The organism is Plasticicumulans lactativorans (genome assembly GCF_004341245.1).
Taxonomy (GTDB): Bacteria; Pseudomonadota; Gammaproteobacteria; order Competibacterales; family Competibacteraceae; genus Plasticicumulans_A; species Plasticicumulans_A lactativorans.
Genome location: NZ_SLWY01000006.1, coordinates 158,675 through 185,014, shown reverse-complemented (window position 1 = coordinate 185,014; position 26,340 = coordinate 158,675). Strand labels below are relative to the sequence as shown.

The following is a 26,340-nucleotide window of genomic DNA, read 5'->3' as shown; positions in this document are numbered from 1 at the left end:
CGCCGGTGCCGTCTGGCCTACCATCGGCGGTACCGAACCGATGCGGTTGAGAGATTGACGGGCATGTCAGAGGCACAGGCGAAAGCATTCCCGGTGGGTGAGCTGCTCGCCGATTACCCTTTGCCGACGGATGGTTACGACGAACTCCTGACCCCGGGGGGGGAGTTGCGGCCGGCCTGGTCGGAACTCCTCCCGGCGCTCGCGGCGATGGGCGCCGAGGAGCTCACGCAGCGCTATGATGAGGCGCAGCGCCTGCTGCGCGAGAACGGCGTCACCTTCAACGCGCACGAGGACAGCCACGGCAGCCAGCGCGCCTGGACCGTGGATCCGATCCCGCTGCCGATCGACGGCGACGAGTGGGCGGAGATCGAAGCCGGCCTGATCCAGCGCTCGCGCCTGTTCGAACGCCTGCTCGCCGACCTCTACGGCCCGCGCACGGTGCTGCGCCGCGGCATCCTGCCGCCCGAACTGGTGCACGCGCACGCGGGCTTCCTTCACGCGGCCTGGCAGTCGCTGCCGGCCGGGCGGCGCTGGCTGGTGTTCCACGGCGTGACGCTGGCGCGCGGCGCCGACGGCCGCTGGCTCGCGCTGGCCGACCACGCGCAGGCGCCCTCGGGTGCCGGCTACGCGCTGGAAAACCGCATCACGCTCGCGCGCTCGATGCCCACGCTGTACCGCGACGCGCCGCTGCGGCGGCTCGCGAGCTTCCTCGAAACCGAGCGCGTGACGCTGGCGAAGCTGCCGGCGCGCCCGCCCGACAAGCCCAACGTGGTGCTGCTGACGCCGGGACCGGGCAGTCAGGCGTACTTCGAGCACGCCTACCTCGCCAACTACCTGTCGCTGTCGCTGGTGCAGGGCGGCGACCTGGTGGTGCGCGACGGCCGCGTGTGGCTGAAGACGCTCGGCGGGCTGAAGGCGGTCGACGTGATCCTGCGCCGCGTCACCGATGCCTGGTGCGATCCGCTCGAACTGCGCGGCGATTCGGTGCTGGGCGTGCCCGGGCTGCTCGCCGCGGTGCGCAACGGCGGTGTCGCGCTCGCCAACGCGCTCGGGGTCGCTGCGGTCGAAAACCCGGGCCTGATGCCCTTCCTGCCCGCGCTGTGCCGCGACCTGCTCGGCGAGGAGCTGCTCCTGCCGTCGGTGGCGAGCTGGTGGTGCGGACACGCGCTCGAGCGCGAGTACGTGCTGGCCAACCTCGGCGGGCTGCTGGTGCACCAGCTCGGCCTCGAACCGCGCCTGATCGACGGCTCGCGCCTCGGCGAGGAGGGGCGCGCCGCGCTCGCCGCGCGCATCCTCGCGCGCCCGACGCTGTACGTCGCCCAGCAGCGCATCCGCCCGGCCACCGCGCCGGTGTGGGACCACGGGCGCCTGGTGGCGCAGCCGATCACGCTGCGTGCCTTCACGGTCGCCGAGGACGACGGCTACCGCGCGATGCCCGGGGCGCTCGCCTGGGTCAGCCAGGACGGCCGCAACACCGGCCGCGGCGGTATCGCCAAGGACGTCTGGGTGCTGGCGCCGGCGCCGCAGCCGCACGTCAGCCTGCTGCGCCAGGCACACGGTCCGGTGGTGGTGACGCGCGACGGCGACGACCTGCCGAGCCGCGTCGCCGACAACCTGTTCTGGCTCGGCCGCTACGGCGAGCGCTACGACGCGCGTGCGCGGCTGCTGCGCGAGGCGCTGACCCGCCTGCTCGAACAGGGGCCCGAGGCGGAGGACAACGGCTGCCTGCCGGACCTGCTGGTCGCCCTCGACCTCGAACTCGGCGAGGTCGAGGGCGGTCCGCGCGGGCGCTTCCTGGCGCTGCGCCGGGTGTTCCTCGCCGAGTTCGACGAGCGCGACACCGACGGCCTGCGCGACATCTTCGACGGCATGCTGCGCAACGGTCGCGCGGTGCGCGACCACCTGGGCGACGACTCCTGGCGCGTGCTCAACCGCCTGCGCCAGAGCCTCGCCGAGCTGCCGTCGCCGCCGAGCACGATGGCCGGGCGCAAGGCGCTGGAGGAGCACCTGACGCTGCTCGCGGCGTTCTTCGGCCTGTGCAACGAGACCATGCCGCACCATTACGGCTGGCGTTTCCTCGACATCGGCCGCTTCGTCGAGCGCGTGCTCAACACGGTCGCGCTGCTCGAACTCGCCTTCGTCAAGGCGCACCGCCCCGGCGTGGCGCTGTGGGAGGTGGTGCTCGCCACCACCGACAACCTCACCGCCTACCGCCGCCGCTACCGCTCGGCGCTGCACCCGGCGGCGATCCTCGACCTGCTGCTGCTCGACGAGGACAACCCGCGCTCGGTCGGCTACCAGCTGCGCCGGCTCGCGCGGCAGATCCAGCGCCTGCCCAAGCCGCCCGGCAGCCGCTACCGCAGCGCCGAGGAGCGCCTGATCCTGCAGGCGCAGACCACGCTCGCGCTCGCCAACATCGAGGCGCTCGCCGATTCCGCGCGCGATGCCTGCGAGGGCCGCGCCAGCGAGGAACTGGCGCACCTGCTGGCGGAACTCCACGCTCCGCTGTTCGAACTGTCCGAAGCCGTGATGCACGGCCACTTCAGCCACGCCGAAACGCCGCGCCAACTCATCGAGATGCTATGAACTACACGGTCACGCACCGCACCGCGTACCGCTACCGCGGCCGCGTGGCGCTGTGCCACAACGAAGCGATGCTGATGCCGCGCGAGACCGCCTGGCAGTTCGTGCCCGAATGCCGCATCGAGATCGAGCCGCGCCCGGCGCTCAGCGCCGAACGCACCGACTTCTTCGGCAACCGCGTGCTGTACTTCGCGATCCAGGACATCCACCAGACGCTCACCGTGACGGTGACCTCGCAGGTCACCGTGGCGCCGCGGCCGCTGACGCCGGACCTGCCCTCGCCGCCGTGGGAAGAGGTGGTGCAGCTGATCCGCGAGATGCCCGAACTGAACGCGATGGAGGCGCGCCAGTTCACGCTGGAATCGACCTTCATCCGCCCCGGCGACGAACTCGCCAACTACGCGCTGCCGTCGTTCACGCCGGGGCGGCCGCTGCTCGAGGCCGCCTTCGACCTCACCCGGCGCATCTTCGCCGAGTTCACCTACGACCCGCATTTCTCGACCATCGCCACCCCGCTGACCCAGGTGCTGGAGGAGCGCCGCGGCGTCTGCCAGGACTTCGCCCACCTCGCCATCGCCTGCCTGCGCTCGCTCGGCCTGGCGGCGCGCTACGTCAGCGGCTACCTGGAGACCCTGCCGCCACCCGGCGCCGAGCGCCTGATCGGCGCCGACGCCTCGCACGCCTGGCTGGCGGTGTTCATCCCCGGCCTCGGCTGGGTGGACCTCGACCCGACCAACGACTGCATGCCGGGCGAGCGCCACGTCACGCTGGCCTGGGGGCGCGACTACGCCGACGTCGCACCGCTCAAGGGGGTGATGATGGGCGGCGGTGCCCACAAGCTCGACGTGTCGGTCGACGTCGCACCGCAGCCCCGCTGAGCGCGGCTGCGCCGCCCGCACGGCGCGCTGATATGCTGCGGCCCTCGCCGGTGCCGTTTGCGGGCGCCGGTTTCTCCTGGATGAATGACCGATGGACAAAGCCCTCGAAGCACGCCTGCGCGCGACCCAGCTGTCGAGCCTGCCGGGCGTGGCCCTGCGCATCGTCGCCCTGGCCGGCGAATCCGACCCCGAACCGAACGACGTCCTCGCCGCGGTCGCCCTCGACCCGGCGCTGACCGCGCGGGTGCTGCGCGCCGCCAACTCGGCGCTGTACAACGCGCGCGGGCGCGTGCGCAGCCTGAACCAGGCGCTGATGCTGATGGGGGTGAAGGGTGTGCTCAACCTCGCCCTCGGCTTCACCTTCCGCCACCTGCTCGCCGGCGGCGCCGGGCACGCGCGCTACTGGCGGCGTTCGGTGCTGGCCGCGATCGCCGCGCGCGAAACCGCGCAGCGCGTCGCGCTGTCGGCGGTCGACGAGAGCTTCATCGCCGCGCTGCTGCAGGACATCGGCATCCCGGCGCTCGCCGCCGCGGCGCCCGAGGCCTACGCCCGCGAGGTCGGCGAACCCGAGTGCCATGCCGAGCGCTGCGCCGCCGAACGCCGGGCCTTCGGCTGCGACCACGCCGAGGTCGGCGCCTGGCTGCTGACGCAGTGGGGCTTTCCCGACAGCCTGATCGACGTCGTGCGCCTCAGCCACGACCCGGGCGACGGGCCGTCGGGGCGACGGATCGGCGTGCGCTGCGTCGCCGTTTCCGGCCCGATCGCCGACATCTGCCTGGAGCCCGACGTCGAGGCCGCCACCGAACGCGCCTGGGCGCTCTTCGACCGCTGGCTCGGCTACGACGCCGAGGTGCTCGGCGCGGTGCTCGACGCGCTGCGCGGCCAGCTCGCCGAGGTGGCGATACTGTTCGAACTCGACGCCTTCGATGCCGCCCGCCTCGACGGCATCGCCACCCAGGCACGGCGGCTGCTCGCCGTGCGCACCGCCGTCGAGGTCGCCCGCCCCGACGACGACGCCGACGTGCCCGGCTAGGATCGACAGGCGGGCGATGGCCGACGGCTTCATCGGACACCTCTCAGGCGACCTGACGGCGGCGTCGAGCGGGCGGTGAGGGCAGGACGTCCCGCCGGGACCATGGCGCCGCTCCCGTCAGCTCGCTGCGTTACGTGTGATCCAGCGCGAGAACGACGCCATGAAGTTCAGCAGGAGCTTTCGCGTGCCGTCGCTGACCGGTTCGCCCTGCTCATCGAACAGCTTGTCGGCGTGCTGGGGGGCGTTTAGCCGCCGCCGAGCGCGGCGAGCAGCAGCGCGTAGCGCCCGCCCTTGCCGAGGGCGATGCAGGCGAGGCTCGCCAGCCAGCCGAGGCGCAGCCAGCCGGCGGCGACGCACAGCGGATCGCCGATCAGCGGCACCCACGACAGCAGCAGCACCGCCGCGCCCCAGCGGCGCACCTGGGCGAGCGCGCGGGCGTGGCCGTGCCCGTCGAGCGTGCGCTGCGGGTAGCGCACCGCGAGCCCGTAGCCGATCAGCCACGAGCTGAACCCGCCCAGCGTGTTGCCGAGCGTTGCCACCGCCAGCAGCAGCCAGGGCGACTCGCGCCCGGCCAGCACCAGCGCGCCGAACAGCAGCTCGGAGCCGCCCGGCAGCAGCGTCGCCGCCAGGAAGCTGCCGGCGAACAGCCCCCACAGTTCACCGTTCACCGGCGCGTCAGACGTCGAGCCACGGCGGCAGCCGCGCCGCGATCGCGCGCAGCTGCGCGCGCCGCGTGGACCAGTCGGGGTCGTGGCGGGCCACCAGCGCCCAGAACGCCGGCGAGTGGTCGAGGTGCACGGTGTGGCAGAGCTCGTGCACCAGCACGTGGCGCAGCAGCGCCGGCTCCAGGAACAGCAGCTTGACGTTCAGGCTGATGGCGCCGCGGGCGCTGCAGCTGCCCCAGCGCGCGCGCTGCGCGCGGATGCTCAGGCGCGTGTAGCGCAGCCCGGTGGCGGTGGCGACGGCGTCGAGGCACTCACCGAGGCGCAGCCGCGCGTGCGCCATCAGGAAGCGGCGCAGCAGCACGCGCGCCTCGGCATCGCTCGCCCCGGCGATCACCAGCGCGTCGGCCTGGCGGCGCAGGCGCGGCTGCGGGCCGTCGCGGCGCAGCAGCTCCCAGCCCTCGCCGGTCGCCGGGAGTTCGAGCCGTGCGGGCAGCGTGCGGTCGAGCGCCACGAGCCGGGCCCACTGCGCGTCGATCCAGGCGCGGTGACGGGCGACGATGGCGGGGATGTGCGCGTGCGCGAAGCCGCGCGGCACGACGATCTCGAGCCCGGCGGTGGCGCTGACGCGCAGGCTGACGCGCCGGGCGCGCGCGCTCTCGCGTACCTGCAGCGGTGGCAGCGGGGCGGGGGCGGCCGTCATCGTCAGCCGCCCGCCCGCACCGGCAGCGTGATGCGCCGCCCGGCCTGTTCCGGGCACGGCTGCCGGGCGTCCGCCGCCTGCAGCGCCGCGAGCCGGTCGGCGATCGCCGCCGGGAACGGACGGCCGCGGCGGGCGCCCAGGTCGACGTGCAGCAGCATCAGTTCGTTGGTGGCCGCCGCCACGCCGTCGGCGCAGCGGGTGAGGGTGTGGAACAGGTGCAGGCGCTTGGCGTCGGCGCCGAGCACCCGGCTCGCGATCGTGTAGGCCGCGCCGACGGTCAGTTCCTGCAGGTAGTTGACGTGCATCTCCAGCACGAACACCGAGCACGCGCTCGCCGCGCGGTAGGCCGCGTCCATCCCCACGGCGTCGAGCAGCGCGTCGGTGGCCCGGTCGAAGGCCATCACGTAGCAGGCGACGTTCATGTGGCCGTTGTAGTCGATCCACTCCGGCGCCACCGTGCCGGCGAGCGGCGCGAGCGCCGGCGCCAGCCCCTGGTAGGCGGGGTCGATCTCGTGCGCCAGGCACGGTGGCGACGAACACTCGGGGGCGGTGGGCATGGGCAAGGCTCCGCGGGGCGCCGCGAGGCGCGGCGGCGTCACGATACGGCAGCGCGGACCCGCCGGGCGAGAGGGGCGGGCGGCGTCAGCGCTCTTCGTCGCGGCCGGCGCGCCACGCCCGCGGCGTCATGCCGAAGTGCAGCCGGAAGTTGCGGATGAAGTAGCTCTGCGTCGAGAAGCCGCAGGCCCAGGCGACCTCCTTGCCGCTCAGGCTGGTTTCGCGCAGCAGCCGTGCCCCGCGCTCCATGCGCTGGCGGTTGATGTACGCGGCGAGGTGCTCGTCGGTGCTGCGGCTGAACACGTGCGACAGGTAATCGGCGGTGCAGCCCGACTGCTCCGCCAGGCGCCGCACGCTCAGGTGGTGGTCGCCGAGCTGGTTCTGCACCAGCACGCGCGCGCGCGTCACCAGCGCCGGCTCGGGGCGGGCGTCGGGGTCGACGTCGTCCAGCGCCTGCAGCACGCCGGCGACCGCGGCCGACACCAGTGCGCGGGTCTGCACGGCGAGCCAGGACGCGCCCGGCGACGCGGCATCGCTGCCGCTCCCGGCGTTGCGGGCGAGCCGCGCGGCGTCGGTCAGCCAGTCCTGGACGTAGCGCGCCTGCGGGTGGTGGCGCACCTCGAGGTGCAGGATGCCCGGCGTGCCCGGCGCCTCCTCGTGGGCGAGATGGCAGCCCATCGACGCCCCCTCGGCGAACACCACCACGTTGCAGAAGGCCGCGCCGTCGGGGCCGCTGCCGACGTTCTCGGCGTGCAGCAGGCGCGGCGGCACCACCAGCGCCTCGCCGGGGCCGAGGTGCAGGGTGCCGTGCGGGAAGCGGAAGCGCGTCCAGCCCGAGACCTGCAGGAACAGCTCGGGCACCAGATGGAAGTGCCCGTCGCCGCGCATCTCCCACTCGCCCGCGATGGTCGGCAGCCGCACCGGCAGCGTGCCGGCGCTCAGCCGCGCGACCCCGTCGGCCAGCAGCTGCCGCAGCCGCCGGGCCTGTTCGGGGGTCTGCCCGCACGGGCTGCCGGGCCCGGGGGGCGGTACGAGGGTGGAGATGGGGCCTGCATCCGGTTTTTTTCGCATTTATCGGAGATTTATAGCAACGATCCCGGTTGAGGCGGATTGCCGCCGCTGGCTAAGATTTTCGCACTCGGAGCCATTGATTACAGAGCCTTACAAGAAGCATCCGAGCCGAAACACACCATTATAACGAGCATGGCACCAGTGGAGCATGAGTGTGATCGAGTCGAAGATTTCTGTCATCAGTTGGCACGCGTTCCAGCACGAAAACCCGACCGTCCATGCGTTCCGCTCCGCCGGCCCGGCCGCGGCGCGCACCGTGCCGGGAGGCCGGCGGTGAGCCGCCGCCCGCCTGCCGGCCTCGCCGCGGTGCGCGCCGCGCGGGTGCCCGACAGCCGTCGGCTGCGGGTGGGGGTGATCGGCCTCGGCAGTGGCTGCACGCACATCGACGGCTGGCGCCAGCACCCGAACGTCGACGTGGTGGCGCTCGCCGACGCCGACGCCGACCGCCTCGACGTCGCCGGCGAGCGCTTCGACGTCGCCACCTGCTACACCTGCGCCGAGACCATGCTCGACATCGAGCGTTTCGACGTGATCAGCCTCTGCACGCCCAACCGCTTCCACAAGGCGCTGGCGATCGCCGCGCTCGAGGCCGGCTGCCACGTGCTGTGCGAGAAGCCGATGGCGCTCGGCGCCACCGAGGCCCGCGAGATGCTCGCCGCCGCCCGGCGCAACGGCCGCCGGCTGATGGTCAATTTCCCCTGCCGCTTCAGCGCCCAGTCGCGCGCGCTCAAGGCGCAGGTGGACGCCGGGCTGTTCGGCGACTTCTACTTCGGCCGCAGCGTGTGGCACCGGCGGCGCGGCCTGCCCGACGGCAGCCGCGCGCTGGCCGATCTCGGCGTGCACCGGCTCGACCTCGCGCTGTGGCTGATGGGCCACCCCCGGCCCACCTGGGTGCTCGGCAGCACCCACGAGCCGACCGCCGGCGGCGGGTGGGCCGGCGACGTCGGGGACCTCGCCACCGCGCTGATCCGCTTCGACAACGGCGCCACGCTGGTGCTGGAAGCCTCCCGGGCCACCCACATCGGCGAGGCCGAGCTCATGGAGACGCGCCTCTTCGGCACCCGCGCCGGCCTGCTGCAGAAGAACCTCGACGGGGGCCCGCGCTGCGAGGCGCAGATCTTCCTCGAGCAGGCAGGCACGCCGTGCGACCTGCACCTGCGCCCGGCGGCCCCCGAAGCGCCCTCGGCGATGTATGAATTCGCCGAGGCTATCCTGAACGAACGTCCGCATCCTGCACCCGGCGAGGAGGGCCTGGTCGTGATGGAGATCCTCGATGCGATCTGCCAGAGCGCGCGCAGCGGCGAGCCCGTGAGGTTCGCCGCGTGAGCGCCTCGGTGCCGACCCTCGATGCCGCGGGTGGCGAACTGCACCGTGCGCGCTGGGCCACGCGCGCGCAGTTCGCCGCCCTCGGCGTGCTCGCCGGCGCCTGGGGCGCGCACATCCCCTCGGTCAAGCAGCGCTACGGCCTCGACGAGGCCGGCCTGTCGATCGTGCTGCTGGCCGCGGCACTCGGTGCGATCACCTCGCTGCTGTTCGCCGGGCGCGTGGTGGCGCGCTTCGGCGCGCGCCGCGCGGCGTTCGGTGCCGGCGTGACGATGAGCGGCATGCTCGCGCTGATGCTGCTGCTGCCGGGCCTCGGCGTGGTGCTGCCGGCGGCGCTGGTGTTCGGCGCCGGCATGAGCCTGTTCGACGTCGCCATCAACACCGAAGGCTCGGAGCTCGAACACCGCTCCGGGCGCGCCATCATGAGCAACCTGCACGGCATGTTCAGCGTCGGCGGCATGGCCGGCGCGGCGCTGGTCGCCGCGCTGCTGCGCGCCGGCATGGCGCCGGCGCTGCAGCTCGTGCTGATCGCCGCGGGGCTGATGCTGCTGGTCGGTGTCGCCGCGCGCGGCATGCTCGACGCCCACGGCGGCGATGGGGACGGCGACGGCGACAAGGCGCACTTCGCCTGGCCGCGCGGGCGGCTGCTGGTCATCGGGCTGCTGATCCTGTCGGGGATGATCGCCGAAGGCGTGATGTACGACTGGTGCGTGCTCTACCTGAAGCAGGAGGTCGGCATGCCGCAGGCGCAGGCGGCGCTCGGCTACGCCGTGTTCGCCGCGGCGATGGCGCTGTCGCGCTTCACCGGCGACGCGCTGCGCGAGCGCTTCGCCGAGCCCGCGCTGCTGTGCGCCGGCGCCACGCTGACCGCGGTCTCGATGGCGGTGGTGCTGCTGGTCGGCACGCCGTGGGTCGCGCTCGCGGGCTTCGCACTGGTCGGCGCCGGCCTCGCGCCGACGGCGCCGATCCTCTACAACGCCGCCACCCGCGTCCCCGGCGTCAGCCGCGCCGCGGCGATCGCCTCGGTGACCTCGATCGGCTACGGCGGCTTCATGATCGGCCCGCCGCTGATCGGCGGCCTCGCGCACGCCACCTCGCTGACGGTCGCGCTGACGGTGGTCGTCGCCGGCGCCACGCTGCTCGCGCTCGGCTCGCGCCTGGTACCGGCGAAGGCCTGAGCGCGGCCGTGGCGACGCTGCGACGGCAGCACCGCCACGGCCGTGCTAAATCTTGGCGACCCCCTCGCCAAAGGTGCAGGTTTTGATCCTCGGCACCGTTACAAGGGACTTCATCGACCGATGAACGCCGCGCCCCGCGCGGCCAGGGAGGAGCGAGATGTACGCGAGCTACTGGGGCAAGGCCCGGCGACCGGAGGACGCGCCCACCGACGCCGCCGGCTGGCATCCATTCGCGCTGCACAGCCTCGACGTGGTGGCGGTCGCCGATGCCTGGCTCGCGGCGAGCGCGACGCTGCGGCGGGCCTTCGGCAGCGACGATCCGCGCCATGCCGCATGGCTGCGCTTCTTCATCGCCCTGCACGACCTCGGCAAGCTCGACGTGCGCTTCCAGAGCAAGGCGCCGGAGGTGCTGAAGGCGCTCGGCCGCTATCCGGCGCGCGAGGTGAGCCACATCGACGGCAGACACTACGCGCACGGCCCCGAAGGCTATGCGCAGGGCCTCGGCGAGCTGCCGCGCTGGCTCGGTTCCCGCGAACCTGATGAATTCATCGACGTCGTCGACGGCTGGCAGCCCTGGCTCGCCGCCGTGACCGGCCATCACGGCGCGATCCCGTACGAACGCCAGCCGATGGCGCACAGGCTGGTTCTGCTGCCGATCCGCGAACTCGATCGCGCCGCCCGCGCCGCGTGGGTCCGCTGCTGCGCCGACGCCTTCCTGCAGCCGGCCGGCTGCGCGCTCGACACCGTGCCACCGCCAGCCCCGCCGCTGCTCGCGGGCTTCTGCGCGATCTGCGACTGGCTCGGCTCGAACACCGATTACTTCGGCTACCGCACCGACGCACCACCGGTCGCTGCCTATCTGGACGAGCGCGCCGACGCCGCCGCGCGTGCGCTTCGCGACAGCGGCCTGTGCCGGCCCGCCCTGCGGGTCGGCGGCATGGCCGCGGTGTTTCCCGCGCGCGTGCCGCGGCAGGTGCAGCGGCTCGTCGACGAACTGCCGGTGGCGCCGGGGTTGACGCTGGTCGAGGCGCCGACCGGTTCAGGCAAGACCGAGGCGGCGCTCGCCTACGCGGCGCACCTGCTGGCCGCCGGCTGCGCCGAGGCGATCGTGTTCGCGCTGCCGACGCAGGCGACGGCGAACGCGATGCTGGCGCGGCTGGAGGCGGTCGCGCCGAAGCTCTTCCCCGGCACCGACGCGAACGTGGTGCTCGCCCACGGCAAGGCCCGCTACAACCCCGACTTCATCGAACTGCGCCGCGCCGCCCACGCACGCACGGCGCAGCGGGACGAGGAGGCGCTGGTGCAGTGCGCCGGCTGGCTCGCGCAGAGCCGCAAGCGCGCGCTGCTCGGGCAGATCGGCGTCTGCACGGTCGACCAGGTGCTGCTCGCCGTGCTGCCGGTGAAGCACGCCTTCGTGCGAACCCTCGGCATCGGCCGCAGCGTGCTGATCGTCGACGAGGTCCACGCCTACGACCGCTACATGTACGGCCTGCTCGAAGCCGTGCTCGCCGCGCAGCACGCCGCGGGCGGCAGCGCCGTGCTGCTGTCGGCGACGCTGCCGCGCGTGCAGCGCGCGCGGCTGGTCGGTGCCTGGCGGGCCGGGCTGACCCTGCCGGAGGCGGCCGACGGCCGCTACCCGCTGCTGACGCACGTCCCGGCGGCGGGGGCGCTGCGGCTGCTGCCGGACAGCGATGCCGCAACCGCCCCCGAACCGGCTGGCTATGGCCCGTCGCCGCGCACCGTGGCCGTGCGCTGCATCGAGGCCCCGGCGGCCGCGCCGACCGACGCCGTGCTCGACGAACTGCTCGCGAAGGCGCGGGCAGGGGGGCGCGTCGCGGTGATCTGCAACCTGGTCGATGCCGCGCAGCAACTGGCGCGGGCGCTGCGTGCGCGGGCGCCCGACGTCGCGGTGGACCTGTTCCACGCGCGCTACCGCTTCCGCGATCGCCAGGCGCGCGAGCGTCGCATCCTCGCCGTGTACGGCCCGCAGGCAGCGTGCGGGAGCGGCCGCATCCTGGTGGCGACCCAGGTCGTCGAGCAGAGCCTCGACCTCTGCTTCGACTGGCTGGTCACGCAGCTCTGCCCGATCGACCTGCTGTTCCAGCGCCTCGGCCGCCTGCACCGTCACCCGCGCTCCTACGCCCCCGGCTGCACGACCACCGCCTGCACGGTGCTGCTGCCGACCGAGGCCGATTTCGGCGTGCACCGCCGCATCTACGGCGATGCCCGCGTGCTGTGGCGCACGGCGCAGCGCCTGCGCGGCTGCGACGGCGCGATCCACTTCCCGCTGGCATACCGCGGCTGGATCGAGGACGTCTACGACGAGGACGATCACGACGAGCCGGCGGCGATCACCGCGCTGGCGGATGCGTTCCGGGACGCGCAATGCAGGCTGGCGCAGAAGGCGAAGCGCCTGACGCGCGAGCGCATGAACCCGCTGGCCGACCGTGACCAGCAGGTGCGCGCGCTGACGCGGGCCGAGGCGGATGCCTTGCCGGTACTGCCGCTGGCCGCCGCCGGCCGCCTGCTCGACGGGCGGGCCATCGCCGACATCGGCGAGTGGGAGCGCGACGAGGCGATCGATCAGGCGCTCGTGCAGGTCCCGCGCAGTTGGGCGGACTGGCTGCCGGCGGCGGATGCGGAGGGCCGCATCGAGCTGTCGATGCAGCCGGATGGCGCCGACGCCTGGCTGACGGACGGCCCGAAGGGACGGCTGCGGTATTCGGTGGAGTACGGGATGGAGAAGGAGGCGCAATGAACGTGCTGACGGATGCCTGGCTGCCCGTCCTCGACGGCGGGCGGTTCCGGCGGATCGGCCTGCAGGAGCTGCTGTGCAGCGACGGCGATGTCCGTCTGGCGCTGCCGCGCGACGACATGGAGCTGGCCGCGCTCACGCTCGCCCTGGCACTGACGCAGACGCTGTTCATGCCGGCCGACGTCGCGACGTGGCGGCGGCGTCTGCGCGAGCCGCTGGGCGCGGACGAATACGCCGCCGGCATCGCACCGTATCGGGACTGGTTCGAACTCGATCACCCGACGCAGCCGTTCATGCAGACGCGCGGCGTGAAGGCGGCGGACGTGACGCCGATGCAGAAGCTGTTCATCGGCCTGCCCGACGGCGTCAGCCACACCTTCTTCAACCCGGAAGGCGAGATCGGCGCGGTCTGCGGCGGCTGTGCGGCGATCGCGCTGTTCAACCAGGCGAGTGCCTGTCCGAGCTTCGGCGGTGGCTTCAAGGGCGCGCTGCGCGGGGCGGCGCCGGTGACGACGCTGGTCGACGTGCCGGACGCCCGCCCCGGCAGCCTGCGCCGGCGCATCTGGCGCAACGTGCTGCCGGCGCCCGAGGTGGCGCGCCTGCTGCCGGACGCGCCGGCCGGCACCAGCGACCGGCCGGTGTGGGTCGACCCGGTGGCGGCCGGCAGCACCGGCCAGGTCGCCGCCATCGGCCTGCGGCGCGGGCTGTTCTGGCAGCCGGCCCACGTCGAACTGCGCCCGGCGCCGAGCGGCACCTGCGACCACTGCGGCGCGTCCGGCGTCGCCCGCTACGGCGGCTTCCTCAAGGAGAAGTTCGTCTACACGCTCGAAGGCCTGTGGCCGCATCTGCACAGCCCGCGCCAGTGGGATACCAAAAAGGGAAAGCGCGAGGAGCGCTTCCTGTCGTTCACCACCACGGCACCGGCGTGGACGCAGCTCTCGCAGTACGTGTTCCGGCGCGGCGACGACCGTGAGGGCTACGCACCGGCCGCGGTCGTCGCGGCGTGGGCGGGGGCGGGCAGCAGCGACGCCGCGCTGTACCTGCTGGTCGGCGGCTACCGCAACAACCAGGCGAACGTCGTCGAGCGCCGCCACGAACTGTTCAGCTTTGCGCCCGGCTGGGAGGGCGCGCGGGAGCAGATCGAAGCCTGCGTCAGCGATGCGCTCGCGGTGCGCTCGGCGTTGCGCGGCAGCCTGTACTGGGCGGCCAGGGGCCAGAAGGATCGCTTCAAGGGCCTCGGCGTCGACGTGCACGAACTCGGCGATGCGCGCTTCCTCGCCCGCAGCGGCGGGGTGCTGCTGGCCGAGCTGCGCGAGATCGACTGGGCCGGCGAGGGCTGGGCCGCGCGCAACGCGGCCTACCGGGCGGCGCTGATCGCCGTGGCCGAGGCGGTGTTCGCCGACGTCGTCGCGCCGTACCGCCACGACCCCGAACTGCTCCATGCGATTGCCGCGGCGCGCGGCAAGCTCGCGCGTGACCTGACACCGCTGCGACCGCCGGCGCAAGAGGAGGCCGTCTGACCATGACCGGGAAAACCGACTTCAAGGCACTGTGGGAGCGCTGGAACCGGCTCGACAGCGGAGCGAAGGCGGAGCTCCGCCGGGCGCGCGATCCCGCGGCGCTGACGCAGATACCGGCCTTCTACCGCCTGAGCGGCGGGCAGACATGGGAGGGCTGGCAGCGGGTGGTGTTCTGCCTGCCCTGGGCCGGACACCGCGACGGTGCCGAACCGCTCGGCGCGGCGCTGGCCCGCGCCGGCCTTGGTGAGAAGCGCCTGTTCCAGGTGATCCGCAGTACCGAGCCGAACGATCTCGTGCAGTTGCGCCGCCTACTGCAGCACGTCCGGCCGGTGGTGGACTGGGCGCGCTTCGGGCCGCAGGTGTTCTGGTGGGGCGACGACGACAAGCGCCGCCTGCTCGAGGACTTCTATCGCATGCCTTACGCCGACCGCCCCGCGGCCGGTGCCTGACCCCCGTCCGCAAAGGAGCCTGCCGTGCACAACTTCATCAATTTCCATGTGCTGATCACGCACAGCCCGTCGTGCCTGAACCGCGACGACATGAACATGCAGAAGTCCGCGACCTTCGGCGGGGCGCGCCGGGTGCGCATCTCCAGCCAGAGCCTCAAGCGCGCGATCCGCTGCAGCGACGAGTACCGGCGCCGGCTCGGTGAGCGTTCGGTGCGCACGCGCGATCTCGCCCGCCTGGCCGAACGCTTCGCCGCCGCGCTGGACGGCCGTTATCCGGCCGGGCGCGTGCAGCAGGCCATCGCCTGGATGGCCGGCAAGGACGGCCTCGCCGAAGACGCCGAGGCCAGCGCGGTCGCGCCGTGGGCGGTCGCCGAGGTCGCGCGCATGTGCGAGGCCATCGCGGCCGGCGAAGCCGAGGGGCTGGAGGTGAAGAAGCTGCAGAAGCAGATCGAGAAGGACGCCGCCGCGTTCCGCGACGCCGCGGCGCAGACCCTCGACATCGCGCTGTCGGGCCGCATGTCGACCTCCGATCTGCTGACATCGGTCGACGGCGCGCTCGCCGTCGCCCACGTCATCACCACGCACGCGGTCGACAGCGACATCGACTGGTTCACCGCCGTCGACGACCTGGTCAGCGAGGCCGGCGAAACCGGCGCCGGGCACCTGAACACGCAGGAGTTTTCCAGCGGCACCTTCTACCGCTACGCGAGCCTCAACCTCGCCCAGTTGCAGGAGAACCTCGGCGGCGCCACGCGCGGGCGGGCGCTGGAGATCGCCGGGCACCTGGCGTACCTGTTCGCGACCGTGGTGCCGCAGGCCAAGCAGCAGACCTTCGCCGCGCACAACCTGGCCGACGCGGTGCTGGTCAGCTTCGCGGACCTGCCGGTGTCGCTCGCCAATGCCTTCGAGGCACCGGTGAGCGCCGAGCGCAGCGGCGGTTTTCGCCAACCCTCCCAGGGCCGGCTGTTCGACTACTGGCGGCAGGTCCACCGTGGCTACGGCCTCGCCGAATCACCGGCCGCCTTCGTGCTCGACGGCACGCAGCCACCCGAAGGCATCGCCGCACAACCGGACCTCGCCGCGCTGATCGCGTGGATCGGCCGCGACGGGCGCGACTGAGCCGGGGGCGGAGCGATGGAAAGCTTCCTGATCCTCAAGCTCGCCGGGCCGCTGCAGGCCTGGGGCGGGCACACCTTCGAGGACTTCCGGCCGAGCCACGATGTTCCGACCCGCAGCGGCCTGCTCGGCCTGCTCGGCGCCTGCCTCGGCGTGCGGCGGGACGACCCCGACGGCCAGCAGGCGCTGGCGCGGTCGGTGCGCTTCGCCGTGCGCACCGACCGGCGCACCCTGGCCGACCGCTGGCATGCCGAGGGCGAGTTGAAGCGCCTCGGCGCGCGCTACGCCGGCCTGCAGCAAAGGCCGCTGCCGGCACAGCGCTTCACCGACTTCCACACGGTGCTGGATGCCCGCACCGTCGGTGGCGGCGTGCGCAAGGACCCGGTCGTGTCGCGGCGCGAGTATCTGGCCGATGCCGTGTTCACGGTCGCCGTGGGCGTGCATCCGCAGGCCGGTGTGACGCTCGACGCGCTCGCCGCGGCGGTGCGCCGGCCGGTGTTCACGCCCTCGCTCGGCCGGCGCAGCTGCCCGCCGAGCCGGCCGTTGTTCGAGGCGGTCGTGCAGGGGCGCAGCCTCGTCGCCGCGCTCGATGCGGTCGCCCCGCACGCCGGCCTGATCCACACCGAGGAGGCCGATGCCGACGGGCTGCCGCAACTGCGCGTGCGCGACGTTCCGGTGATCGCCAGGCCACGGCAGTTCGCCACGCGCGAGGTCTACGTCGACGCGCGCGTGCGGGGAGGGCGCGATGTTCCTGAGTCGGATTGAGCTCGACCCGCGCACGGCGCGGGCGCCCTACCAGTGGCACAAGGCGCTGTGGGAGCTGTTCCCCGGCCGCCCCGATGCCGGGCGCGACTTCCTGTTCCGCATCGAGACCGCCACCCCCGGACGGCCCGCGATCGTGCTGCTGCAGTCCGCGACGGCCCCGCAGCCGGCGGCGGAGCGGGCGGGCGTGCTGGCGACGCGCGCCTTCGAGCCGGCGTTCACGGGCGGTCAGATGCTGCGCTTTCGCCTGCTCGCGAATCCGGTGCGCACGGTGCGGGACGCCGACGGCCGGCTGCGCGCGGCCCGGGAGGCGGCGGGGCAGGCCATCGTCAAGCCCTGCCGCGTGCCCTTGCTGAAGGACGAACAGCAGCTCGCCTGGCTCGCGCGCAAGCTGGCCGGCGCGGCGGACGTGCTGGCGGCGACCGCGACGCCGTGCGAACCGCTGCACTTTCGCAAGCCGGGCGAGCCCCCCGGCAAGCTCGTGCCCTGCCTGTTCGACGGCGTGCTGCGGGTTGCCGACGCGGCGCTGCTGACGACGCTGCTGGCGGCCGGCATCGGCCCGGCCAAGGCGTTCGGCTGCGGCCTGCTGAGCCTGGCGCGGGCCTGAAGCATGCTCCCGCCGCTCAAGCCCCTGCCGATGAAGGAGCGCGTGTCGCTGGTGTTCCTGCGCTACGGCGAGATCGACGTGATCGACGGCGCCTTCGTGCTGGTCGACGGCAACGGCGTGCGCAAGCAGATCCCGGTGGGGAGCATCGCCTGCCTGATGCTCGAACCCGGCACACGGGTGTCGCACGCCGCGGCGGCGCTCGCCGCACGGGTCGGGACATTGCTGGTGTGGGTGGGCGAGGGCGGCGTGCGCCTGTATGCCTCGGGGCAGCCGGGCGGGGCGCGGGCCGACCGCCTGCTGTACCAGGCCCGGCTCGCGCTCGACGAGGCCGCGCGGCTCAAGGTGGTGCGCCGCATGTACGCGCTGCGCTTCGGCGAGGAGCCACCGACGCGCAGGAGCGTCGAGCAGTTGCGCGGCATCGAAGGCGTGCGGGTGCGCAAGACCTACCAGTTGCTGGCGCGCCAGTACGGCGTGGCGTGGGACGGCCGGCGCTACGATCCGCACGCCTGGGACACCTCGAACACCGTCAACAAGTGCCTGAGCGCCGCGACGGCCTGCCTGTACGGCATCACCGAGGCGGCCGTGCTGGCCGCGGGCTACGCACCGGCGGTGGGCTTCATCCATACCGGCAAGCCGCTGAGCTTCGTCTACGACGTGGCCGACATCTTCAAGTTTGAAACCGTCGTGCCGGTCGCCTTCCAGGTCGCGCGGCGCGAGCCGGCGCTGCCCGAGCGCGAGGTGCGGCTCGCGTGCCGCGACATGTTCCGGCAGAGCAAAATCCTCGGGCGCATCATCCCGGCGATCGAGGACATCCTCGCCGCCGGCGAGCTGCCGGTGCCGCCCCCGCCCGAGGACGCCATCGGCCCCGCCATCCCCAACCCCGAGAGCCTGGGCGATGCTGGTCATCGTGCTTGAGAACGCCCCGCCACGCCTGCGCGGGCGCCTCGGCGTGTGGCTGCTGGAGGTGCGCGCCGGCGTCTACGTGGGCGACTTCTCGCGGCGCGTGCGCGAGATGATCTGGGGGCAGATCGAGGCGGGGCTGGAGGAGGGCAACGCCGTGATGGTGTGGACCAGCAACAACGAATCCGGCTTCGACTTCCTGACCCTGGGCGCCAACCGGCGCATGCCGGTGGACCTCGACGGCCTGCGGCTGGTGGAATTCCTGCCGCCACCGAAACCCGACGCTGCTCTTTGAAAATCAGGAACTTGTAATCCAGACTCACGCCACCGCCGCGCCCTCCGGTTCGGGCGTTTCGTCGGTGGAATTTTCAGCCTCCTTTTTCGCCTTGTCTTTCAAGGGGATGGAGGAAGTCCGTTCCCCGCATGCGCGGGGATGAACCGATCGGCGAGCGAATCAGACGACTGCGCGAAGCCCGTTCCCCGCATGCGCGGGGATGAACCGGCTGCTGCGCGGCCTCTCGATCGTCGCACGCTCCGTTCCCCGCATGCGCGGGGATGAACCGTAGCGCCGTTCTCGCCCGCTATCGGGGCTGAACCGTTCCCCGCATGCGCGGGGATGAACCGCCGCCACCGGCTACAGCCGCAACGCGATCCACCCGTTCCCCGCATGCGCGGGGATGAACCGCCTCCGGCTACCGCTACCGGCTCCAGAACAACCCGTTCCCCGCATGCGCGGGGATGAACCGTCATTTTGCACGCATGAATTTTTCTCAGAGTTCCGTTCCCCGCATGCGCGGGGATGAACCGCTCGGCGAGACCTTTGCCCCGCTCGCGGTAGTCCGTTCCCCGCATGCGCGGGGATGAACCGCCGTCCAGGCAACTGTCCAGATCACTGCAAAACCGTTCCCCGCATGCGCGGGGATGAACCGCTCAGCGGCATTTCCGACCGCGGGCCAATGGCCCGTTCCCCGCATGCGCGGGGATGAACCGAAATTGCACAATTTTGTAGTCCTCGATGAGAGCCGTTCCCCGCATGCGCGGGGATGAACCGCGCGTCGAACTGCGCTTTCATGTCGGTCGTCGCCGTTCCCCGCATGCGCGGGGATGAACCGCGGTCGGGTTCTGAGGTAGGGGATTGGGTTCGCCGTTCCCCGCATGCGCGGGGATGAACCGTCATTCTGCCTGCGCTTAAAGCTTATCGCGAGCCGTTCCCCGCATGCGCGGGGATGAACCGTATTCCCGCTGGCGCCACTTTCACGTCTGAGCCCGTTCCCCGCATGCGCGGGGATGAACCGGCCGCTTGGGTGGGCCGCTCGATCCGCCCGCCCCGTTCCCCGCATGCGCGGGGATGAACCGCTCCGCCACCAGTCGGGGTCATAGCGGGTCGGCCGTTCCCCGCATGCGCGGGGATGAACCGAGCGTCGCTACCTGAGCGCAGAGGCATCCGCCCCGTTCCCCGCATGCGCGGGGATGAACCGCCCCACTCAGGCAGCCGGTACAGCACGTCGTCCCGTTCCCCGCATGCGCGGGGATGAACCGCGTTCGTTCCCCGAGCAGTCGCTGCGGATGCTCCGTTCCCCGCATGCGCGGGGATGAACCGGCCCTGCTATTTGGGTGCGTGGGCGCATTTCTCCGTTCCCCGCATGCGCGGGGATGAACCGCCTATCGCGAGGTTTGGACGAATATTCCGGTTCCGTTCCCCGCATGCGCGGGGATGAACCGCAACCTCGAGCGTCCGATAGTAGGAGCCAACCCCGTTCCCCGCATGCGCGGGGATGAACCGATCTCGGTACGGGTGCACACGCCGGTGGCGGTCCGTTCCCCGCATGCGCGGGGATGAACCTGTGCCATGCGCACCGCACACGCCCGCCCGGCCCCGTTCCCCGCATGCGCGGGGATGAACCGGTGACGGTGGAGGACGACCCCGCCGCCCGCGACCGTTCCCCGCATGCGCGGGGATGAACCTCCATGCGCAGCAGCCCCGGCAGGTGGAACAGGCCGTTCCCCGCATGCGCGGGGATGAACCGGCACTCTTCGCCGCGCTGCCCATCCCGGCCCACCCGTTCCCCGCATGCGCGGGGATGAACCGCCGACGCCGTATCCCTCGGTCTGCCAGTAGGGCCGTTCCCCGCATGCGCGGGGATGAACCTCGAGCTGCCTGGCGATGCGCCGGTGATCGCGCCCGTTCCCCGCATGCGCGGGGATGAACCGGCGACGGTGAGCTTCCTGGAGTTCGTCGAGGGCCGTTCCCCGCATGCGCGGGGATGAACCGCCTCGGGGTCGAGCAGGTCGAGGTAGCGCCCGCCGTTCCCCGCATGCGCGGGGATGAACCGCGCCGTCGATACGGCATTCCAGTGATCATCGACCGTTCCCCGCATGCGCGGGGATGAACCGAGCAACACCTACGGCTGGCTCGGGCAATTCCCCCGTTCCCCGCATGCGCGGGGATGAACCGGCGAGCTGGCCGGCGGCGTAGTTGACCGTGTACCGTTCCCCGCATGCGCGGGGATGAACCGGGCCGTCAACAAGCGCTCAAACGGCCCTCGATCCGTTCCCCGCATGCGCGGGGATGAACCGGCACACCTCCGGGCGGTGGCCACCGGTGCGCGCCGTTCCCCGCATGCGCGGGGATGAACCGATCCGCGGCAACCTGGGGCTGGTGATCACCGGCCGTTCCCCGCATGCGCGGGGATGAACCGTAGTCAGTGCCGCTGATCGTGGCGGTGTTGCCCCGTTCCCCGCATGCGCGGGGATGAACCGCCGGAGGAAGGAAATAGAAACCGGCGTGGCCGCCGTTCCCCGCATGCGCGGGGATGAACCGGCCTGGGCGTCATCGGCGCCCGCCCCGCCCCCCCGTTCCCCGCATGCGCGGGGATGAACCGGAGATCTGAGCCGTGCCGCTCATCGAAACCGACCGTTCCCCGCATGCGCGGGGATGAACCGCTCTGGCGAGTGCGCGCGACACCTCGGCGGGCCCGTTCCCCGCATGCGCGGGGATGAACCCAGTTCAAAATCACTCGGACCCATGATCAAGCCCCGTTCCCCGCATACGCGAGGATGAACCGAGTTGCCGGAATCTCCGGCCGGTGATCCGGTACCGTTCCCCCGCATACGCGGGGATGAACCGCTCGGCGACGACCTCTTCGACGCCGCCATGGCCCCGTTCCCCGCATACGCAGGGATGAACCGCAGTTTCAGCAGGCGGTAAAACGTGGGCTTGGCCGTTCCCCGCATACGCGGGGATGAACCGCGCAACGGCAACCCCTACAGCCGCACCGCCGTCCCGTTCCCCGCATACGCGGGGATGAACCGCCGGCCAGGACGGCCTGCTCAGCACCAGCCGCCCGTTCCCCGCATACGCGGGGATGAACCGACCCAGCTCGCCCTCACCGACGAGAGCTACCGCCGTTCCCCGCATACGCGGGGATGAACCGCGGCCACCTGCTCGCGCAGAGCGAGCTCGCCCCCGTTCCCCGCATACGCGGGGATGAACCGTGGGGCGATAGCTCGATCTTGAGATGCGCGCCGCCGTTCCCCGCATACGCGGGGATGAACCGGCTATATCCGGGCTGTCTTTCTGGAACTGCGGCCGTTCCCCGCATACGCGGGGATGAACCGGCTAGGCTTAATTGATTTCCGCTGTGCGGAAACCGTTCCCCGCATACGCGGGGATGAACCGCCATGCGCCGCGGAAAAGTCGGTCGCCAGTTGCCGTTCCCCGCATACGCGGGGATGAACCGAGCAGCCGGGATGACGAGCCAGAAAATCGGACCCGTTCCCCGCATACGCGGGGATGAACCGCAATTCGCGCTCATGCGTGCTCGCAGCGACGCCCGTTCCCCGCATACGCGGGGATGAACCGCGGCGAGAATCGGGGCGACCTGCTCATACAATCCGTTCCCCGCATACGCGGGGATGAACCGCGCCTCTCATCCAGGCATTCAGAGGCATAACCCCGTTCCCCGCATACGCGGGGATGAACCGCCATGACCACGCCCTGCGCCGCCGGCGGCTACCCGTTCCCCGCATACGCGGGGATGAACCGCGAGCTGCTTGTCCTCGCGGCAGGCGTTGAAGACCGTTCCCCGCATACGCGGGGATGAACCGCACTACACCGGCGTCGTCGGCAGCGACCTGCGGCCGTTCCCCGCATACGCGGGGATGAACCGCTCGCCGAGCTGGAGGGCGAGGTCGCCGCCTCCCGTTCCCCGCATACGCGGGGATGAACCGGCTTCGGCGATCAGCGCGTAGCGCTGACCGCGCCGTTCCCCGCATACGCGGGGATGAACCGACCTCGCGGTCTACGTGCTGCCAGAGAAACCCCCGTTCCCCGCATACGCGGGGATGAACCGATCGTCGGCGGCATCGAGTACGACCCCATCGGCCGTTCCCCGCATACGCGGGGATGAACCGAAGCAAGGGCGTCGCGGCTGCCGTCTACGGCACCGTTCCCCGCATACGCGGGGATGAACCGGGCACCGATGCCGCCAGCATCATCACGACCCGCCGTTCCCCGCATACGCGGGGATGAACCGCCGGTGGGAGAGGCAGCGTGATGGCCTACCACCCGTTCCCCGCATACGCGGGGATGAACCGGGGCGTCGCGTGCCCGTATTGGGCCCCGCAGTCCCGTTCCCCGCATACGCGGGGATGAACCGGCGGCAGATTTTGCCTCCCCCCCGGCAAAATCCCGTTCCCCGCATACGCGGGGATGAACCGGCCCTGCCGGCCGCGCCAGTTGTAGGGCATCGCCGTTCCCCGCATACGCGGGGATGAACCGCGGCGGATCGCGTAGTAGAAACACTCGCCGTCCCGTTCCCCGCATACGCGGGGATGAACCGATCCACCTCGCCGCGAAGGATCTCGCCCTCACCCGTTCCCCGCATACGCGGGGATGAACCGGCGGCGAGCGTGTCGACGCCCGCCGGCCAGTGCCGTTCCCCGCATACGCGGGGATGAACCGCCAATGCCATGCGGCCGGCGCCGCCGCGACGGCCGTTCCCCGCATACGCGGGGATGAACCGCCCCGGATCGCCGCCGGATCGGTCAGCCAGGTCCGTTCCCCGCATACGCGGGGATGAACCGAATGTGCGGGATCATTCGTGCTCCTACGCCGCCCGTTCCCCGCATACGCGGGGATGAACCGGCCGAATGCGTGAGGTCCGAGAACCGCGTGAGCCGTTCCCCGCATACGCGGGGATGAACCGACGGCGCAATAGATACGCCGTTCGTGATAGGACCGTTCCCCGCATACGCGGGGATGAACCGCTCGCCTAGGGTTTGGTGCCGCCCGGCGCAGCCCGTTCCCCGCATACGCGGGGATGAACCGGCGGTGACGCGCCGCGAGGTCGATCTGGTGGCCCGTTCCCCGCATACGCGGGGATGAACCCAGTTCAAAATCACTCGGACCCATGATCAAGCCCCGTTCCCCGCATACGCGAGGATGAACCGAGTTGCCGGAATCTCCGGCCGGTGATCCGGTACCGTTCCCCCGCATACGCGGGGATGAACCGCTCGGCGACGACCTCTTCGACGCCGCCATGGCCCCGTTCCCCGCATACGCAGGGATGAACCGCAGTTTCAGCAGGCGGTAAAACGTGGGCTTGGCCGTTCCCCGCATGCGCGGGGATGAACCGCGCGACGGCCAGCAGTACCGCCGCGCCTTTCCCCGTTCCCCGCATGCGCGGGGATGAACCGCCCGATGCGCTGGCGCGCCCGCTGGCCGTGTACTGGGATGCGCAGGACGAACGCCTGCTCTATCTGCTGACCCCGCCGACGGCGTCGGGCCGAAACAACCGCGGCTGGTGGTGCATCTCGACTTCATGGCCGGCAAGGCCGGCACCTTGAACTCGGTGCGCTCGGCCTTCCACATCAACCCGCAGGTTTTTGCGGACCAGAACCGTTTCGATCGCATCAGGTAGGTGCGCAGGTGGGAGGCCGGCTGTCCCTCCATCCCCAAGTGCCGATGCGATGGCCTTTGGTTGAACGGACGCCGAAAATTTCCGTTCGTCACCTGCGACTACCCCGAGCATAGCCCATGACCGGCACCACGATCACTCTCACCGTCGATGACCGCGCCGTGCGCCCGTTCCCCGCATGTGCGGGGATGAACCGTCCTTGTACTCGCAGGCGAGGTCCTTGGTCTGCTGCTGCAGCCGCGCGAAAGTGTCAAGCCTCGTAAGCTGCTGCCTGAGCGTGCGCGCGGTCTTGTCGAACTCGCGGCGCACAGCGGCCAGCGCGTCGGCGGCGCCACTGCCGTCGGCGCCGATTTCGATCTCGAACCGGGCTTTGTCGACCATGGGTATTCCACTCCTCAAAGGCGAAGCGCCCGCCCCCCGTTACCGCGCCTGGACGTTCTGGCGCGGGTTGGGGGCGGCCGTGGCGGTATGGCTGTGGGTCGGACTGGCCCTGCTGCTGGCCGGCAGCGGCCCCTGACAGGCGGCGGGCGCGCTGCTGCTGGCGCCGCTCGCGTGGCTGGGTGGGCCGGTGTTGCTCGTGACGCTCGCCGTCGTGGCGGTGCTGGGCTTGCGCGCGCTGCTACGGTAGCCGCGAAGGAAATGCCCGAAGGCACACGGATCGCGATCCTGAAACAGCTCGGCCTCGATTGAGGCCGAGTTTCTCGCTGCACCATCGCCCGCCCGCCACTCAGGAGGCGTGACATGTTGGCCTATCCGCTGCGCATCACCCCCGACACGGTCGGGTTCATGAGCACCTGCCGCGACCTGCCGGCGTCGGCGACACGGTCGAGGACGCCTGCCGGCTGGCCGTCGAAGGCCTGGAAACCACCCTCGGCATCTATATCGACGAGCGCCGCCCCGTGCCCGCACCGTCGGCGCCCGAACCCGGCGAGCACGTGGTGTACGTGCCGGCGCTGACCGCCGCGAAGGCACTGCTCAGCAACGCGATGATCGAGGCCGGCTGGCGCAAGGCCGACCTGGCGCGCGCACTCGACTGCCACGCGCCGCAGGTGGAACGGCTGCTCGACGTCAACCACCACTCGAAGCTCGACCAGATCGAGCGCGCGCTGGCAGCGCTGGGGCGCCGGCTGGTGGTGGACGTACAGCGCGCGGCGTAGCGGTTCGCACCCCGCCACCGCCGCGCCTGATCAGACGTGGCGGGCGCGCTCCAGCAACAGCAGCGCGCCCTCGGCGAGGAACCCGGAGCGCGACTTGAAGCGCGGGTTGTGGCCGACCACGTCGTCGATCCGGCGAAGGAGCCGCCCCGGCAGGGTCACGTTGATCTTCTCGGCCTTGCCGAGGTACGGCGTGATGTCCACGTTCGCCAGCGCCCAGACCCCGCCGGCGTAGTCGGGGCGAGCGACGTACGCCTGCACCGTGCCGGCGTGCGGGATATCGGCGCCCGCCTCGGCCAGCAGTTCGAGGTGCGCCTCGATGGCCTCGTGCGCGCTGGCCATAGCCTCGTCGAGCGTTTTGCCGGACGAGAAGCAGCCGGGAAGGTCCGGCACCGTCACGCCGTAGGACGATTCGCCTGCCTGGTGAACCACGATGGGGAACAGCACGTCAGCCTCCCGGGAAGCCCGCCGCGGGCTCACTTGAGCCCGGCCTGCAGGGTTATTTATGGGCGCGCGCCTGCTCACCAGCCGGCCTCATCCGCCTGGCGATGCACGACCCGCTGCAGGCGCTCGACGGCGCTGAGGGTGCGCAGCGGGCCCCACGCCGTGGCGTGGCTGAGCACGGTGTCGAACGTGTTGTCGTTGCGCAGGGCGACGGCGCATGCGCGGGGATGAACCTGAATGCCCGGCGGGTCGGCATACCTGCTGGATGCGCGGGAATGAGAGCGCCCTTGCCGCCCTGCACGGCGGCCGGCACCCGGCGCGGTTCATGGGGTGCAGCCCAGCGCGCCTTCGTGCCTGAAGCCTAGCCCATGACCGGTACGCACACAGTTCGCGACCTGAGTCGACACGGTGCACGCCAGTGGCAGGGTCGAGAGCCGCCACCGCCGGCATCGTCGTCAAGGATCGGCTTCTGGTCGGGTGCAAGGGCGCGCGATGCTGCTGCCGGCCGTGTACTGGGATGCGCAGGACGAACGCCTGCTCTATCTGCTGGCCCCCGCCGACGATGGCACGGGGCCGAAACAACCGCGCCTGGTGGTGGCGCTCGACTACCGCGAGAAGAAGGCCGGCACGATCAACGCGGTACGCAGTGCCTTTCTGACCGATCCGCTGATCCTGGAAAGCGCACCGCGCTATGACCGCATCCGCTAGAAAGGTGCCGCGGGTGGGAGG

The 26,340-nt window shown here is 71.8% G+C and carries 22 protein-coding genes and 1 CRISPR repeat array; of the genes, 16 read left to right on the top strand and 6 right to left on the bottom strand.

Annotation, left to right across the window (positions count from 1 at the left end; translation table 11 throughout):
- Nucleotides 1-63 precede the first annotated feature (63 nt).
- The 3 genes from EV699_RS06600 to EV699_RS06590 all read left to right on the top strand — a co-directional run bounded on the left by EV699_RS06600 (nt 64) and on the right by EV699_RS06590 (nt 4,494).
- Complete coding sequence (locus tag EV699_RS06600) at nt 64-2,586, top strand: circularly permuted type 2 ATP-grasp protein (RefSeq protein WP_132540374.1); 2,523 nt, start codon at nt 64-66, stop codon at nt 2,584-2,586.
- Nucleotides 2,583-3,461, top strand: coding sequence for a transglutaminase family protein (locus EV699_RS06595; RefSeq protein ID WP_132540371.1), 879 nt, complete (start codon nt 2,583-2,585; stop codon nt 3,459-3,461). The genes EV699_RS06600 and EV699_RS06595 overlap by 4 nt, the downstream gene beginning before the upstream one ends.
- A 91-nt stretch (nt 3,462-3,552) precedes the next feature.
- Entirely contained in the window at nt 3,553-4,494 is a 942-nt protein-coding gene (locus EV699_RS06590; RefSeq protein WP_132540368.1) for an HDOD domain-containing protein, read from the top strand.
- A gap of 245 nt (nt 4,495-4,739) precedes the next feature.
- Here EV699_RS06590 and EV699_RS06585 read toward each other — a convergent pair whose 3' ends face one another.
- The 4 genes from EV699_RS06585 to EV699_RS06570 all read right to left on the bottom strand — a co-directional run bounded on the left by EV699_RS06585 (nt 4,740) and on the right by EV699_RS06570 (nt 7,485).
- Nucleotides 4,740-5,162: a YqaA family protein gene (locus EV699_RS06585; protein WP_132540365.1), complete on the bottom strand. Its 423-nt coding sequence runs from the start codon at nt 5,160-5,162 to the stop codon at nt 4,740-4,742.
- Between the two features lie 7 nt (nt 5,163-5,169).
- Nucleotides 5,170-5,859 (bottom strand): M48 family metallopeptidase, encoded by a 690-nt coding sequence (locus EV699_RS06580; protein WP_132540362.1) that lies wholly within the window; start codon nt 5,857-5,859, stop codon nt 5,170-5,172.
- Between the two features lie 2 nt (nt 5,860-5,861).
- On the bottom strand, nt 5,862-6,416 hold the full coding sequence (locus tag EV699_RS06575) for a thioesterase family protein (protein ID WP_132540359.1): 555 nt from the start codon (nt 6,414-6,416) through the stop codon (nt 5,862-5,864).
- Nucleotides 6,417-6,501: 85 nt separating this feature from the next.
- Nucleotides 6,502-7,485, bottom strand: coding sequence for a helix-turn-helix transcriptional regulator (locus tag EV699_RS06570; RefSeq protein WP_132540356.1), 984 nt, complete (start codon nt 7,483-7,485; stop codon nt 6,502-6,504).
- A 154-nt stretch (nt 7,486-7,639) separates the two neighbouring features.
- Here EV699_RS06570 and EV699_RS20425 point away from each other — a divergent pair, with 154 nt between their 5' ends.
- The 11 genes from EV699_RS20425 (at nt 7,640) to cas2e (ending at nt 18,390) form a co-directional block, all read left to right on the top strand.
- On the top strand, nt 7,640-7,762 hold the full coding sequence (locus tag EV699_RS20425; RefSeq protein WP_279389403.1) for a hypothetical protein: 123 nt from the start codon (nt 7,640-7,642) through the stop codon (nt 7,760-7,762).
- Nucleotides 7,759-8,811: a Gfo/Idh/MocA family protein gene (locus EV699_RS06565; protein ID WP_243662581.1), complete on the top strand. Its 1,053-nt coding sequence runs from the start codon at nt 7,759-7,761 to the stop codon at nt 8,809-8,811. Before EV699_RS20425 ends, EV699_RS06565 begins: the two co-directional genes overlap by 4 nt.
- Nucleotides 8,808-9,986 (top strand): MFS transporter, encoded by a 1,179-nt coding sequence (locus EV699_RS06560; RefSeq protein ID WP_165904058.1) that lies wholly within the window; start codon nt 8,808-8,810, stop codon nt 9,984-9,986. The genes EV699_RS06565 and EV699_RS06560 overlap by 4 nt, the downstream gene beginning before the upstream one ends.
- Before the next feature lie 157 nt (nt 9,987-10,143).
- Nucleotides 10,144-12,744: a CRISPR-associated helicase/endonuclease Cas3 gene (gene cas3 / locus EV699_RS06555; protein WP_132540353.1), complete on the top strand. Its 2,601-nt coding sequence runs from the start codon at nt 10,144-10,146 to the stop codon at nt 12,742-12,744.
- Complete coding sequence (gene casA / locus EV699_RS06550; protein WP_132540350.1) at nt 12,741-14,261, top strand: type I-E CRISPR-associated protein Cse1/CasA; 1,521 nt, start codon at nt 12,741-12,743, stop codon at nt 14,259-14,261. Before cas3 ends, casA begins: the two co-directional genes overlap by 4 nt.
- A 2-nt stretch (nt 14,262-14,263) precedes the next feature.
- Entirely contained in the window at nt 14,264-14,710 is a 447-nt protein-coding gene (gene casB / locus EV699_RS06545) for a type I-E CRISPR-associated protein Cse2/CasB (RefSeq protein ID WP_132540347.1), read from the top strand.
- Between the two features lie 24 nt (nt 14,711-14,734).
- Nucleotides 14,735-15,829 carry a type I-E CRISPR-associated protein Cas7/Cse4/CasC gene (gene cas7e / locus EV699_RS06540; protein WP_132540343.1) on the top strand — a complete coding sequence of 365 codons (1,095 nt, stop codon included), beginning with the start codon at nt 14,735-14,737 and terminating at the stop codon, nt 15,827-15,829.
- Nucleotides 15,830-15,844: 15 nt separating this feature from the next.
- Nucleotides 15,845-16,591, top strand: coding sequence for a type I-E CRISPR-associated protein Cas5/CasD (gene cas5e / locus EV699_RS06535; RefSeq protein ID WP_132540340.1), 747 nt, complete (start codon nt 15,845-15,847; stop codon nt 16,589-16,591).
- Nucleotides 16,572-17,195, top strand: coding sequence for a type I-E CRISPR-associated protein Cas6/Cse3/CasE (gene cas6e, locus EV699_RS06530; RefSeq protein ID WP_132540336.1), 624 nt, complete (start codon nt 16,572-16,574; stop codon nt 17,193-17,195). The genes cas5e and cas6e overlap by 20 nt, the downstream gene beginning before the upstream one ends.
- A 3-nt stretch (nt 17,196-17,198) precedes the next feature.
- Nucleotides 17,199-18,110 carry a type I-E CRISPR-associated endonuclease Cas1e gene (gene cas1e / locus EV699_RS06525; protein ID WP_132540333.1) on the top strand — a complete coding sequence of 304 codons (912 nt, stop codon included), beginning with the start codon at nt 17,199-17,201 and terminating at the stop codon, nt 18,108-18,110.
- Nucleotides 18,091-18,390 (top strand): type I-E CRISPR-associated endoribonuclease Cas2e, encoded by a 300-nt coding sequence (gene cas2e, locus EV699_RS06520; RefSeq protein WP_132540330.1) that lies wholly within the window; start codon nt 18,091-18,093, stop codon nt 18,388-18,390. Before cas1e ends, cas2e begins: the two co-directional genes overlap by 20 nt.
- A gap of 117 nt (nt 18,391-18,507) precedes the next feature.
- Nucleotides 18,508-23,792: direct repeats of the CRISPR family, unit length 29 nt; unit sequence CCGTTCCCCGCATGCGCGGGGATGAACCG.
- 362 nt (nt 23,793-24,154) lie between these two features.
- On the opposite strand, the gene EV699_RS06515 is transcribed toward cas2e, so the two are convergent.
- Nucleotides 24,155-24,394 carry a hypothetical protein gene (locus tag EV699_RS06515; protein WP_132540327.1) on the bottom strand — a complete coding sequence of 80 codons (240 nt, stop codon included), beginning with the start codon at nt 24,392-24,394 and terminating at the stop codon, nt 24,155-24,157.
- Between the two features lie 518 nt (nt 24,395-24,912).
- Here EV699_RS06515 and EV699_RS20200 point away from each other — a divergent pair.
- On the top strand, nt 24,913-25,170 hold the full coding sequence (locus tag EV699_RS20200) for a helix-turn-helix domain-containing protein (RefSeq protein ID WP_243662580.1): 258 nt from the start codon (nt 24,913-24,915) through the stop codon (nt 25,168-25,170).
- A 30-nt stretch (nt 25,171-25,200) separates the two neighbouring features.
- On the opposite strand, the gene EV699_RS06505 is transcribed toward EV699_RS20200, so the two are convergent.
- The gene (locus EV699_RS06505; RefSeq protein WP_132540324.1) at nt 25,201-25,614 is read right to left on the bottom strand and encodes a type II toxin-antitoxin system HicB family antitoxin; all 414 of its coding nucleotides are present in this window, start codon (nt 25,612-25,614) and stop codon (nt 25,201-25,203) included.
- A 489-nt stretch (nt 25,615-26,103) separates the two neighbouring features.
- Between EV699_RS06505 and EV699_RS06500 the strand changes: the two genes are divergently transcribed.
- The gene (locus EV699_RS06500; protein WP_132540321.1) at nt 26,104-26,319 is read left to right on the top strand and encodes a hypothetical protein; all 216 of its coding nucleotides are present in this window, start codon (nt 26,104-26,106) and stop codon (nt 26,317-26,319) included.
- The last annotated feature ends 21 nt before the right edge of the window (nt 26,320-26,340 follow it).

What these genes read in the sequence shown, in the direction of transcription:
- EV699_RS06600 (WP_132540374.1), top strand. Translation starts at nt 64, where the DNA reads ATGTCAGAGGCACAGGCGAAAGCATTCCCGGTGGGTGAGCTGCTCGCC.
- EV699_RS06595 (WP_132540371.1), top strand. Translation starts at nt 2,583, where the DNA reads ATGAACTACACGGTCACGCACCGCACCGCGTACCGCTACCGCGGCCGC.
- EV699_RS06590 (WP_132540368.1), top strand. Translation starts at nt 3,553, where the DNA reads ATGGACAAAGCCCTCGAAGCACGCCTGCGCGCGACCCAGCTGTCGAGC.
- EV699_RS06580 (WP_132540362.1), bottom strand. Translation starts at nt 5,859, where the DNA reads ATGACGGCCGCCCCCGCCCCGCTGCCACCGCTGCAGGTACGCGAGAGC.
- EV699_RS06575 (WP_132540359.1), bottom strand. Translation starts at nt 6,416, where the DNA reads ATGCCCACCGCCCCCGAGTGTTCGTCGCCACCGTGCCTGGCGCACGAG.
- EV699_RS06570 (WP_132540356.1), bottom strand. Translation starts at nt 7,485, where the DNA reads ATGCGAAAAAAACCGGATGCAGGCCCCATCTCCACCCTCGTACCGCCC.
- cas3 (WP_132540353.1), top strand. Translation starts at nt 10,144, where the DNA reads ATGTACGCGAGCTACTGGGGCAAGGCCCGGCGACCGGAGGACGCGCCC.
- casA (WP_132540350.1), top strand. Translation starts at nt 12,741, where the DNA reads ATGAACGTGCTGACGGATGCCTGGCTGCCCGTCCTCGACGGCGGGCGG.
- casB (WP_132540347.1), top strand. Translation starts at nt 14,264, where the DNA reads ATGACCGGGAAAACCGACTTCAAGGCACTGTGGGAGCGCTGGAACCGG.
- cas5e (WP_132540340.1), top strand. Translation starts at nt 15,845, where the DNA reads ATGGAAAGCTTCCTGATCCTCAAGCTCGCCGGGCCGCTGCAGGCCTGG.
- cas6e (WP_132540336.1), top strand. Translation starts at nt 16,572, where the DNA reads ATGTTCCTGAGTCGGATTGAGCTCGACCCGCGCACGGCGCGGGCGCCC.
- cas1e (WP_132540333.1), top strand. Translation starts at nt 17,199, where the DNA reads ATGCTCCCGCCGCTCAAGCCCCTGCCGATGAAGGAGCGCGTGTCGCTG.
- cas2e (WP_132540330.1), top strand. Translation starts at nt 18,091, where the DNA reads ATGCTGGTCATCGTGCTTGAGAACGCCCCGCCACGCCTGCGCGGGCGC.
- EV699_RS06515 (WP_132540327.1), bottom strand. Translation starts at nt 24,394, where the DNA reads ATGGTCGACAAAGCCCGGTTCGAGATCGAAATCGGCGCCGACGGCAGT.
- EV699_RS06500 (WP_132540321.1), top strand. Translation starts at nt 26,104, where the DNA reads ATGCTGCTGCCGGCCGTGTACTGGGATGCGCAGGACGAACGCCTGCTC.